The following is a 12,153-nucleotide window of genomic DNA, read 5'->3' as shown; positions in this document are numbered from 1 at the left end:
GAAGATAAGAATAGTATTAAATCTGGTAAAGTGATAGGTTTTTGCTAATTTCAACCCTTATTCCTTGCACTTCTTTCACCTTCTTTACCTTCAAACTCTTGATATATCTCAGTTCTAGGTTTATTCAGCAGCCCCTAAGTATACATCATCACCCCATGATGTTTCGCTAAAAAACGCAAAAACGCCAAGGGAAAAAAGAGATTTATGGTGTTGACAAACAATTTTAAAAATGTTATCATAGAACTGATAAGGAAGAGCTATCTTGTTATTAATTAATAATAGAATGACAAACCCCCGACTTTTTTAAGAAGTCAGGGATATTTTTATGTTTCAAAGCACTCGTAATACGCTGGGAATACTGTCTATTGATTCCATTGCTTGAATTTCTGCCAAAGCTCCTCTAAAGTCCCCTTCCCGGACATTGTGGGTAACAACGACAATCTCGGCTAGTTCTCCCTGAAAGCCAGTTTGGACTACTGACTCTAAACTCACGCCATAATTACCAAAACAAGTTCCCAATCTCCCAATGACTCCCGCTTGATCTTTGCTGAGGAAACGGGCATAAAACCGGGTTACTAACTCGGAAATGGGGGTAATTTGCGAGTAATGTTGATGTCTACAAGCGAGGAGAGAATTTGGTTTCGTGGTATTGGTTTTGAGGGTAGCAACAAGATTTAAGATATCTGATGATACAGCACTGGCGGTAGCACCAGCCCCAGCCCCAGGACCGAATAACATCACTTGTCCTATCGGTTCTCCCTCGATCAGAATAGCATTGTAAACACCGTTAATACTAGCTAAAGGGTGGCTGTGGGGAACTAGGGTAGGATGAACTCTCACGGAAAGTTGGGAGTTATCTTCATCTAAATGTTGAGCTATTCCTAGTAATTTAATTACGAATCCTAATTTAGCAGCATAGGCAATATCTGTTTTTGTAACTTGACGAATTCCTTCACAATGGACATCTTCCCGATTGATTCGCCCATCAAATCCTAAAGATGCCAAAATAGCAATCTTATCTCCGGCATCCAAACCATCAACATCCGCTGTGGGGTCAGCTTCAGCATAACCCAACCTCTGAGCATCTGCTAAGACATGATCAAATTCACTACCTTCTGTTTGCATCCTGGTGAGGATATAGTTGGTTGTGCCATTGACAATGCCCATGATAGCGCTAATGCGATTAACGCTTAAAGATTGTTTCAGGGGTTGAATTACAGGAATACCACCACCAACGGCGGCTTCTAGCAGCACATAGACACCCGCTTGATTAGCAGCGGTGAATATTTCGCCACCAAATCGAGAAATCACGGCTTTATTGGCAGTAACTACGTGCTTACCATTTTTAATAGCTGTCAAGATGAGTGTGCGGGCGGGTTCTAATCCCCCCATTAACTCTACAACTATATCTACGGCTGGATCATTAACAATGGCTTCTAAATCCGTAGTTATCACCTCTGATGATAATTCTACAGCTCTGGGTTTCGTGAGCGATCGCACTCCCACTCGATATATTTCAATTTCCTGTAACAGTGGATGACGACCTACCTGATCTTGCAACAGTTGTACTGTCCCCGTTCCTACCGTACCTAATCCAAGTATTCCTAATTTAACAGCCACAGATTTTGCACCCACATTAAATTTACATAAAACAATTGTAGGCAGAGCCATCAGCCCTACCTACTAATTATCTGCTTTTAATTTTCCAATGACCAATGACCACTGACCAAATTAGTATGTTTCTACGTGCCAGCGGTGAGCTTTCTTGAGGTCTTTTTGGTAATCACTCCAAACTACACCTTCTTTCGCCGCCGCAGCACTTAAAGCCGCATCAATGCCATCTTCCATACCGCGCAAACCGCAGATGTAAGTGTGGGTTTTTTCGTTTTTAATCAACTGCCACAATTCATCAGCGTGTTCCGCAACCCGGTCTTGGATATACATCCTGCCACCTGCGGGGTTATTTTGTTCCCGGCTGATAGCATAGGTGAGACGGAAGTTTTCCGGATATTTCTCTTGCATTGCTTCCAATTCTTCTTTATAAAGAATATTGGGAGATGTGGGTACACCAAACAACAACCAGGAAAATCCTTTAAATTGATATTCTGGGTTAGCTTTTCTTTCTGCATCCTTAAACATCCGCCACAGGTAAGTCCGCATCGGCGCAATACCCGTGCCTGTTGCTAACATGATCACATTAGCTTCAGGATCTTCCGGCAATAACATTTCCTTACCAACAGGACCTGTGATTTTGACATCATCACCTGGTTTAATTTTAGTCAGATAGGTAGAACAAACACCATAAACCGTTTCACCTGTTTCTGGATGCTTGTATTCTAACTGACGAACACACAGAGATATTGTTTTATCATCTAGATTATCGCCGTGACGAGTAGAAGCAATGGAGTACAGTCTGAGTTTTTCCGGCTTACCATTCTTATCTACACCGGGAGGAATAATCCCAATACTTTGTCCTTCTAAATACCGCAGGTTGCCAGCAGACAGGTCAAACTTGAGATGTTGAACAATCCCAATTCCACCTTCTTTAACTAATGTTTCATTAGAAATACACTTACCAATAAACGGAGCATTAGGACGATAAATGTTCACAGGAACATCAGCATGAGCATCTTTTTTGGCTTTTGCTTGAGTCATGGAGTTGCCTTTCTTATCCTTAGCTGGTGTTTTAGCAAAGCCTTTAGCTTCACTAACATTACTTACAGGTGTGGATTTACCATGTTCATCTTTGTTAGCACTTACTTCAGCCGCGACTTCGCTGCTAACTTTAATGTCAGCAGTTGCTAATTCAACTTTTTCGTTAACTGCTAAGTCAACTTTGCGATTGAGTTGCTGTAAAGCTGTAACAGATTGGATACTAACAATTTTACCGCCTAGGCGAGTGATCCGTCGCATTTCTTGATTCATGCGGTTGTAAGGTACTCTGATGAATACACTGCCACTTCTACGAATTTGGTAGTTGGTTTGATCAGTTTCTTCAACCTGACGCAGACCCACCACTTCGTAAACGAAGACGCGGCTACCTGATTCTATATTGGCAGCACCCTCAACAGCACCTTGATTGTACATTCCTTCTAACACTCCGATATTTACTTAACCGTTTATCAAAAAAAAATTATTCCCATCCTTATGCGAGCTTTAGTTTACCGGATTTTCGGATCACAAAACTAGCCATCTGGGAAAACGACATCATTTATGATGATGCCTTGCTCAGTACACTCGCCCAAGACCAGTAGGCATGGCAAAAAACACACCTGTTCACCTTCTAAATTAGAGGATAAGTCTTTGCGAGAATGTTAATAGTGAATCACTTTAATCTTTTTTTCTCGAACTACATAGTTTTAGGCTTGTTGATCAAATATTCTACTGCATATTGATCCTGCAAAAATCCTGGGTTTGCAAAAAAAGCTTTTTGATTTCTAAAACTACCAGTACCATCTTACCATGACGGTGTAGTAACGGACTTTATTAATAATCAATTTTATATAGGACTCCTATTTGATTTTTAAACAAGACTCAATAGGTATCAATTTTGTCTTTCCTGTTCCCTTTTCCCTGACCACACAAGTAAATTCACAGAATCAAACCGGATTCCTATAGGTACAGTACATTCCAGGTAAATTAAGTACAGTGTTAAAAAGTGTTAAAATAATACATGAATTTAGCGTGGTGCGAGTTGAGCCATACGCCACGCTGTACTATCAAATACTCACAAGCTTTCTTCCTTCTTCCTGACTGGTAACAGAGGGACTTGTACTGAGTTTGTCGAAGTAAGCCGAAGTGCTAACTCCTATTTTCTCTCAAATCTAAAAAAAATGTATCATCTATGGCAGAATGTTAAACAGATAATTGCTAGGGAACTAGATTCGTTCTTAAGGTAAATCTTGTGAGAGTACACCCCATTCTGCTAAAATCTAGTACAACACTAAGATTAAATACTTACCAGCCATAAAATTAGGCTAATTAGGACGAGTAACTGCTATAGGCGTACAAGTTATTTGTTGAAATCTGTCATCGTTATGCTGGATAGCCAGAAGTAGGACAATACCGTTGGGGTAAGCTCCTAGATTCAAAATCTGCTGTGAGAAAAATTATTGATTGACACATTTAGTATTTAGAGGGAATTTATGACTAAGCCGGAACGCGTGGTACTAATTGGAGTAGCCGGAGACTCTGGGTGCGGTAAATCTACGTTTTTGCGTCGGTTGATTGATTTATTTGGCGAAGAATTTATGACAGTTATCTGTTTAGATGACTATCATTGCCTAGATCGTAAACAACGCAAGGAAACAGGCATAACTGCACTTGACCCTAGAGCAAATAATTTTGATCTAATGTATGAACAAATCAAAGCTCTTAAAGAAGGTCAAGCAATTCACAAGCCGATTTATAACCACGAAACCGGCATGATTGATCCACCAGAATGGATTGAGCCAAATCATATTATCGTTGTAGAAGGACTACATCCCCTATATGACGAACGAGTAAGAGCGCTTCTAGACTTCAGCGTTTATTTTGATATCGGCGATGAAGTCAAAATTGCTTGGAAAATCCAACGGGATATGGCTGAAAGAGGTCACCGCTATGAAGATGTTCTAGCACAAATCAATTCTCGTAAACCTGATTTTGAAAAATTCATCGAACCACAAAGAGAATTTGCTGACGTGGTTCTGCAAGTATTACCCACAAACTTAATTAAAAACGATACAGAACGTAAAGTTTTGCGGGTACGGATGTTACAACGGGAAGGTAAAGAAGGCTTTGAGCCAAGTTACCTGTTTGACGAAGGTTCAACAATTCAGTGGACTCCTTGCGGACGCAAACTGACCTGTTCTTACCCCGGTATGCAGCTTTACTACGGTACTGATGTTTACTATGGCCGTTACGTCTCTGTTTTAGAAGTAGACGGTCAATTTGATAACCTCGATGAAGTAATTTACATTGAAACTCATTTAAGCAAAACATCCACCAAATATCAAGGTGAGATGACTCACTTGTTACTACAACACCGTGAATACCCAGGTTCTAATAATGGTACTGGTTTATTCCAAGTATTGACAGGGTTGAAAATGCGTGATGCTTATGAGCGATTGACAGCTAAAGAAGCAAAACTAGCAGTCCAAGTCTAAAACAGCAGTTTGTGTCAAAGATTGGGGGGAACAGTTGAATATGTTCCCTCTTTTTTTGTCAGAATCAGGATGTCCAGGATTTGAGGATTTGCAGGATTGTTATTTGCATATTATTTGATTGTGGTAGAATTAAGTGAATATTTTGTCAGAATCAGGATGTCCAGGATTTGAGGATTGACAGGATTGTTATTTGGATATTGTTTGATTGTGGCAGAATTAAGGATCATGATAATAAGTGGAAAAGAATATTTGCTAAATGTCTAAGAGGATGTTTGAAAAGTTTTTAATGTATAAACAAACCCCTCTCCAAACCTCTCCCCGACGCGGGGAGAGGCTTTGAAACCCCCATTCCCTTGTAGGGAAGGGGGGTTAGGTTTCTAGAGATTATCGGTTTCATCTAATACTTTCCAAACAACCTCTAAGAAGTCGGGGATCTATATCCTTTATTAAAACCTATTATATGCTTGATCAAATTATTAAAGCTTTTGAATGTAAAGATTATCAAACAGCAGCTAAATTACTTCAGAAACTACTGATAGAATCACCAGAAAATCCTTGGGTACAACTATATTTTGGTAAGTTAAAAGAAGTTTCTCATCAATTCCCAGAAGCTGAAAAAGTATATCGTCAATTACTCCGCACCACAACTCATAGTAAAATTATTTCTCAAGCTCGTCAAGGTTTACAGCGACTAGAAGAAGTTAAACAAGAAGAAAAACAAAGAGCTATATTCGAATCCATATCCGCACCTCATAACAATGAACTGGGAATATTAGTTTTAGAACCCATTCATAATGAACTCAAAACCAGCGCTGCTACCAACTTTGCCCAAATCATGCAGGTAGATGTTTACACAGCAAAAATGATATTACCTAGCCAGAATTGGCGAGTTTATCGCATTGCCCAAGTCGGAGAATTAGCATTTTATGGAACACAATTACAACAGGCTGGTATTCCCTGTTTCTGGGTAAAAATTCCCCAAATTCAACAAATTCAAGTATTTCAAGTTAAACATTTATCAATAAATAAATCGCAAATCAAAGTAGTCTGTCAAAATGAAGCAAATCAAACTGGTTCGATGAGATTTGATTTATCAGAAGTTACTAATAGAGTAATGGGACTTTTACCAATTTTTGAACAAGTTGTAGATGTTAGTGCTAGAGGTAAACTAGAACGGAAAACTAAAACTCAAGATTATGCTCAATTTTGTGATTTACATCTCCCAAATAGACGGAGTATTTTGCGAATTTATGATCAAGGCTATGAATTTCAGCAAGGTTTAGAAACTCAATCTCAAGCTAACCATAATACTATAAGAATGAACTGGAATAATTTAATGACCTGGGTTGAAAATCAGTTACCTGAAGTTAAGGTGTGGTCGGGTTTTAAACCCTTTGCACAAATAGTTATAGACCAAACAGACATTCTCAAACAAATCCCATCTCACATTAATTTATTTCGCCCAGAACAAAGTTATTGGGATGCAGCTTTTCATTTATATAGTGGGATTATCTTTGCTAAAAATGCTTTGTAGGTGTTTCGAAAGTATTGGCGATTATAAATCGCTACTACACAAACAAAGTCCACCTGCGTGGACTAATATAGCGACGATTTATAATCTCTTTGATACTTATCCAGGAGTTTTAACTTGACGTGCCATATCTAAAAAGACATTCATATTTACCCCAGGACGACGACGAGGACTATTAGTAGGAATGAGATATTTGGTGGCAAAATTGGCTTCAGTGGGGACTGATATTTTAACTGGTTCGGGCTTAGTAACTTCTACTGCTGCTGGTGTAGCTTTTGGTTCAATTTTTGGTGTGGGTTGTGCTGCTACTGTTGCTGGAGATTGAGTAACATTAGCTTCTTCCTTGAGTTCTAGGTAGTAGCTATTACCCTTATTGCTAAACAATCCAGTAATAAAACCCACAATACCCGCAATGATATTTTTGATAAAGCCCATAAAAAATGCTCCTGGTTTGAATAGTCGTGAATGTTGCCGAAATTGTTAACAATTACGGTGTAATATTACATTTGATTGCGTTATCTGCGGTCAATGATTAGACATACTGTTTGCTGATCAAAAGCCTATAATTAGGGTTTGCTGAAAAAGTTGTCTGTGAGGTGAGGTGACAGGTACTACACCACGGAGACAGGTGACAGGTAAGTATTTGTAGGTTTTTTTGTCTAAAACAGTATTCGATAAATAACGTAAATTAATTATTAAATTTTATTATAACTATAAGATTATGATAATTTATTTCATAAATCTTAATAATTTACGGCTTATGTGAATTAAATGCGGAAACCCTTGTAATACCGTTGATGATTCTGGAATTATCGTTCTAGAGAACTCTGGAAACCCTAATAAAACCACAATATTTTTAACTCACATAAGGCGTAATTTATATTCAATCCCAAACCAGGGGAAACGCATCTAAATTATCTTGACAAAATACCGTTTTAATGTGTAGACAAAGAAATTCCAATTTATCATACTTCAGTAATGATCATCTTTTGGGACTCAATACTGTTCGGTTAACGAAATTTTCTACTTAAACAACTTATTGTATAAAAACAACAAATTCTTGAAGATGTTGGGTTTTCTCAACCCAACCTAGATATTTTCATTTTTTAACCTTAACCGAACAGTATTGTTTTGGGCTCCTGAATATTTTACCGAGATTACTCATTCTCAATTAAGGTTTGACAACCAATTGAAAGGAATCTAAATAGCCTGTAATAGTTTTATTGAGAGTATCATGTTGTTTTTTGGAGACTATAGCCATAACTTTATATAATCTACCATGAGCAACAAACATTCTGGTTTTAGTAATTTTACCGATCGCATTCACATATTCAATTTCTTTGCCAGGATGAAAGTTAGAACTGCGAATATTGCGCTGATTTAGTAATCTACTTTTGGTGGTTGTGAGTTCTACATATTGGGCTTGATCCATGATTGTTTGGGGGTTAGTCATTTGGACATAGCTATCAGGAAATTCATTATATGTGACTATATATGCAGCTTCTTGTTGCGGTGGTTGGATTAAAAATATTTCTAATTTTATTTTGCCCATGTAGGTTTTTTGAATTTGGGTTTTTCCCTTGGGCATTCCTGGCATTAATACGGTGAAATATCCATCTGGGGATGTAAATGTTCGCCATTTGGGTTGTATGACTGTGGGAACAATAGGTTTTTTTTCGGCAACTTTGGGTTTGGATGAACGGACTTCAGCAATGGCGTAACCACTGGATAAAAATGTGGCAGCAATGAAAGATAATAAAATTTTGCTATTCATAAGTTATGAAATTTGTAGATGCAGATTTCACTGTTATTAAGAAATAAGCATTCAGCTATCAGTGTTCAGTAATTACTATTTAATAAATAATTTACCGATTTATCAAATATTCTGACTCCTGACTACAACACGGCGTAAATAAACCAACCATTCTAAATCGTTAAAAAGCCTATACTGTCTTCGTTTTGACTTTTGACTTTTGACTTCCGCCCTGCGGTACTCCTGACTCGGTGACTCCTAACTCCTGACGTTGCTAGTTATAACCTAGAGGCAGATAAAGCTGCACCAATTAATCCCACTTGTTGATTAAGAATTATATGCACGGGGATTTCTTCGAGAAGAGAACCCATTCTGCCTTTTTGGGTAAAATTCAAGAGGAAACTACCATTTTGCATTAAGGGGAGGATTTTGGGGGCGATACCACCAGCAATGTATAATCCGCCATAAGGTAGGAGTTTCAGGGCTAAATTCCCGGCTTCTGCACCGTAGGCTTCGATAAATAATTGCATGGTTTGTTCGGAAAGGCGATCGCTTTTTTGGAGTGCAGCAGCGCCAATAAATGCCCCAGGATCAACGGTTTTTTCGGTTGTCTGTGCTTCTTGTTCCCAAGTTCTGACTGCTTGGGCAATTTCTGGTGATTCGGTGGCTATTTTCCTATCTCGTAAAAATTGGTAAATGGAGGTAATTCCTAACCCGGAAACCACTCTTTCGACAGAAACTCGTTGAATATTATGTTTATCTACTAGATATTTCAACAGTTGAAATTCTACCTCATTCCGGGGGGCAAAATCTGCGTGGCCACCCTCGGAAGGAAAGACTTGATATTGATGATCTTGTTTAATCAAAAATCCTTGTCCTAATCCAGTTCCTGCACCGATTACAGCCATTGGTGCTGCTGGTTGATATTTACCAACTTGTAAAGTTAGTAAATCCTGTTTTGTTAACCCAAAAATGCCATAACCAACAGCCGCAAAGTCATTAATTAGAGAAATTGACAAAATACCCAATTCTTGAGTTAACCGATTTGTATCGAGAAACCAGGCTAAATTGGTCAACTTGGCGGTGTTTTCCACTACTGGTCCTGCGATCGCAAAACAAGCCTTTTCGGGTGTGCTAGAATTAGCTGTAGTCAAAAACCTTTGCACTATGGGGACTAAATCAGGAAAATCCCCACTGCGAAAACTCTCTTCATACAGAGTTTTTAACCCTAGTGTTTCCGAAAATTCCACCAAACGCAAAATAGTTTTTGTTCCGCCTATGTCTCCGGCCAGTAGCAATGTCATAAAATTTATCAATTAGTAGGTTACTTTTGCCCAGTCGTAGCGATATGCACTTGAATGAGATACAGAATCTACAGTAAAAGCCATAAGTTAAAAGTCTCTTAACTCCTGACTCCTGCTATAGCGTCAGTTGTGATTGAGAGAAAATCCCCCTTAAATATTTACACAAATCGCACCAATTCTTCAATTTTCGTCAAATGGGAAGTGTCGCCCTTGAGTGCTAATAACCATTCTGAATCTTGACGGACAACTTTTACCAAAGAACATAGAGAAGCTTTAACTTCACTTTTGGCTATGTCTCCCACAAATCCCATTGCTGCACCCAAGACCGACGCACCATGTGCCACCAATAGGATATCATGGGGGAAAAATTCAGTAGATAAACACCTGGCAGTTTGCGCCGAACGTTCCCGCACCTGTTCATGAGTTTCCGGGTATTTTGCGGCTATCCGTGATGTGTAACTGGTATCAATTCTGGGAAATAATTTGACTAAAGCTGAAGTTGAGAGTTTTTGGGGTTCTTCAGTCATCCATTCGGGATTAAGCCATTCACTCAAACCTACTTCTAGTTTAATCTGTAAATCCAAAACTTCGGCGATCGCATTCGCTGTTTGGACAGTTCGCAAAAACGGAGAAGCAAAAATATGGGCGATTTTTTCCCCTTTAAGTCGCTTTGCTAACTGCTGCGCCTGAATCATCCCATCATCTGACAAAGGTGGATCATACCGTCTTTCGGCGGTTAGAAACCAATCGGGATATACGAAATCAAGGCGGTTAGCGTGTCTTGCTATCCAAACTATTTGACTCATGGGAAAATCCGAATGTTAATTTTTGTTATGTGGTTATAATACGATACTTTGCAAACCTTTGACTAATCTTTCTATACCTGATTTAGCTGTATCTGCTGGTAACGCACCATAAGCAACCCGCAAATAACAACCATCTTCCATCCCAAAGGTTGTTCCCGGAATCACCGCTATTTTATATTCTTGAATCAGTTTTTTTACCAATTCCAAATCGTTCATTTTTGTCTGCACTTTCAAGAAAAAGTAAAATGCACCATTAGCTGGTGTAATTGTACATAAATCCTGAAGTAATTGTAGTGAATTAATTACTATTTCTCGAACTTTAGCAATATTCCCAATATTATCTTTTAAATAATCATCTTTTGCTTGTAAAGCCCCCAAAGCTGCATATTGAGAAACCACAGGTGGGCAAATCAAAATAGTATCTTGAGCTTTTTTCACAGCAATTAATAAATGTTCAGGAATTACCATATAACCAATTCGCCAACTAGCAAAACCATAAGCTTTCGACAAACTAAACAGAGAAATTGTATATTGATGACTGCCCGCAAATGCCCCCGGAGAAATATGTTTTACATGATCATAAGTAAAATATTCATAAGCCTCATCACTAATATGATAAATTCCCCTTTCTCGACAAATTTCATTAACTTGTTTTAATGCTGTCTCTGAATAAACAACACCCGTCGGATTATTCGGGGAAATCGTCACCACCGCACGAGTTTTATCTGTAATTGCAGCAGCTATGGCTTCAGGAATTAATTGATAATTTGCATCTGTCCCAACTAATACTGGATGACAACCTGCCATTTTAATCGCCATTTCATGATTAAAATAGTAGGGAGTATTTAAAATAATTTCATCACCAGGAGAAGTAATTGCTAAAATAGCATTTATAAACCCCATATTGCTACCTGCTGTCACCACAATAGCGGTTTTTTCATTGATATCAATACCATTAAATCTTGATAACTTTGCTGCTAATACTTTTAATAATTCAGAAATCCCCACAACGGGTTGATAAAGATGATTTTTAGGTTCAGCAAGAAATTTTGGTAATAATTCCATTGCTGTTAATGGTGGTTGATAATGAACCACACCTTGTCCTAGAGAAATTGTTCCAGGAGAGTTTCTAATTAATTCTCCCACAGCCGGAATAATTGGCGATTGAATCGCTGCCATTCGTGATAATTGATAATTCATAACTCGTCAAAATGTATGTTTAGTATTCTATTCCAGAGTATTACAATTTGTCCAATTTTTTAAGTATATCAGGTGCTTCATGCGTAGAGATTCCATTTTTTATAAACTATTCCAACAATATCCGTCTGTGCTATTTCAACTATTAGCGCAACCGCCAAACAATGCCGACTCCTATAGATTCGATTCCGTAGCAGTTAAAGAACCCAAATTTGAAATTGATGGGGTATTTTTACCACCAGAAAATGATAGTCCAGGAATAGTATACTTTTGTGCTAAGTACAGGACAAAAAATTGAGAGAGAGAAGAAAGTCGTCATATTTCAAATCTAAATCAGTAACAAGAGAACGCAGATAATCTAAACCGTAACGAAAAACACTTTTAGCAAAACGTCCATGTTTCTTGATTTTGATAG

The 12,153-nt window shown here is 38.3% G+C and carries 9 protein-coding genes and 2 pseudogenes; 3 read left to right on the top strand and 8 right to left on the bottom strand.

Annotated features, from left to right (window positions below; all coding sequences use genetic code 11):
- Positions 1-330 precede the first annotated feature (330 nt).
- Both PN471_RS17280 and petH read right to left on the bottom strand, forming a co-directional pair.
- The gene (locus PN471_RS17280) at positions 331-1,620 is read right to left on the bottom strand and encodes a homoserine dehydrogenase (protein ID WP_271777900.1); all 1,290 of its coding nucleotides are present in this window, start codon (positions 1,618-1,620) and stop codon (positions 331-333) included.
- A 111-nt stretch (positions 1,621-1,731) separates the two neighbouring features.
- Entirely contained in the window at positions 1,732-3,087 is a 1,356-nt protein-coding gene (petH, locus tag PN471_RS17275; protein ID WP_271777899.1) for a ferredoxin--NADP reductase, read from the bottom strand.
- 1,058 nt (positions 3,088-4,145) lie between these two features.
- On the opposite strand from petH, the gene PN471_RS17270 reads away from it, so the two are divergent.
- Together PN471_RS17270 and PN471_RS17265 are read left to right on the top strand one after the other, a co-directional pair.
- The gene (locus PN471_RS17270) at positions 4,146-5,147 is read left to right on the top strand and encodes a phosphoribulokinase (protein WP_193899242.1); all 1,002 of its coding nucleotides are present in this window, start codon (positions 4,146-4,148) and stop codon (positions 5,145-5,147) included.
- A gap of 460 nt (positions 5,148-5,607) precedes the next feature.
- Entirely contained in the window at positions 5,608-6,681 is a 1,074-nt protein-coding gene (locus PN471_RS17265) for a tetratricopeptide repeat protein (protein WP_271777898.1), read from the top strand.
- Between the two features lie 96 nt (positions 6,682-6,777).
- Here the strand turns inward: PN471_RS17265 and PN471_RS17260 are convergent, their stop codons facing one another.
- The 5 genes from PN471_RS17260 to PN471_RS17240 all read right to left on the bottom strand — a co-directional run bounded on the left by PN471_RS17260 (position 6,778) and on the right by PN471_RS17240 (position 11,741).
- A complete protein-coding gene (locus tag PN471_RS17260; protein WP_193895321.1) occupies positions 6,778-7,113 on the bottom strand; it encodes a hypothetical protein in 336 nt (111 codons plus the stop codon).
- Between the two features lie 736 nt (positions 7,114-7,849).
- The gene (locus PN471_RS17255; RefSeq protein WP_271777897.1) at positions 7,850-8,452 is read right to left on the bottom strand and encodes a hypothetical protein; all 603 of its coding nucleotides are present in this window, start codon (positions 8,450-8,452) and stop codon (positions 7,850-7,852) included.
- Positions 8,453-8,709: 257 nt separating this feature from the next.
- A complete protein-coding gene (locus PN471_RS17250) occupies positions 8,710-9,735 on the bottom strand; it encodes a glucokinase (RefSeq protein WP_271777896.1) in 1,026 nt (341 codons plus the stop codon).
- Positions 9,736-9,893: 158 nt separating this feature from the next.
- A complete protein-coding gene (locus PN471_RS17245; RefSeq protein WP_271777895.1) occupies positions 9,894-10,541 on the bottom strand; it encodes a histidine phosphatase family protein in 648 nt (215 codons plus the stop codon).
- Between the two features lie 33 nt (positions 10,542-10,574).
- The gene (locus tag PN471_RS17240) at positions 10,575-11,741 is read right to left on the bottom strand and encodes a pyridoxal phosphate-dependent aminotransferase (protein ID WP_271777894.1); all 1,167 of its coding nucleotides are present in this window, start codon (positions 11,739-11,741) and stop codon (positions 10,575-10,577) included.
- 79 nt (positions 11,742-11,820) lie between these two features.
- On the opposite strand from PN471_RS17240, the pseudogene PN471_RS17235 reads away from it, so the two are divergent.
- Positions 11,821-12,012 (top strand): annotated as a pseudogene (locus PN471_RS17235) (DUF2887 domain-containing protein); the annotation flags it as partial.
- A gap of 1 nt (position 12,013) precedes the next feature.
- On the opposite strand, the pseudogene PN471_RS23515 reads toward PN471_RS17235, so the two are convergent.
- Positions 12,014-12,153, bottom strand: a pseudogene (locus tag PN471_RS23515) (IS4 family transposase); the annotation flags it as partial.

Source organism: Aphanizomenon sp. CS-733/32 (assembly GCF_028330045.1).
Taxonomy (GTDB): Bacteria; Cyanobacteriota; Cyanobacteriia; order Cyanobacteriales; family Nostocaceae; genus Dolichospermum; species Dolichospermum gracile.
The sequence above is the reverse complement of the archived record's forward strand: the minus strand, read 5'-3'. Positions and strand labels throughout refer to the sequence as shown.

Bases quoted from the DNA above. Each gene is read 5' to 3' on its own strand.
- PN471_RS17260 (WP_193895321.1), bottom strand. From the start codon at position 7,113: ATGGGCTTTATCAAAAATATCATTGCGGGTATTGTGGGTTTTATTACT.
- petH (WP_271777899.1), bottom strand. From the start codon at position 3,087: ATGTACAATCAAGGTGCTGTTGAGGGTGCTGCCAATATAGAATCAGGT.
- PN471_RS17240 (WP_271777894.1), bottom strand. From the start codon at position 11,741: ATGAATTATCAATTATCACGAATGGCAGCGATTCAATCGCCAATTATT.
- PN471_RS17250 (WP_271777896.1), bottom strand. From the start codon at position 9,735: ATGACATTGCTACTGGCCGGAGACATAGGCGGAACAAAAACTATTTTG.
- PN471_RS17255 (WP_271777897.1), bottom strand. From the start codon at position 8,452: ATGAATAGCAAAATTTTATTATCTTTCATTGCTGCCACATTTTTATCC.
- PN471_RS17245 (WP_271777895.1), bottom strand. From the start codon at position 10,541: ATGAGTCAAATAGTTTGGATAGCAAGACACGCTAACCGCCTTGATTTC.
- PN471_RS17265 (WP_271777898.1), top strand. From the start codon at position 5,608: ATGCTTGATCAAATTATTAAAGCTTTTGAATGTAAAGATTATCAAACA.
- PN471_RS17270 (WP_193899242.1), top strand. From the start codon at position 4,146: ATGACTAAGCCGGAACGCGTGGTACTAATTGGAGTAGCCGGAGACTCT.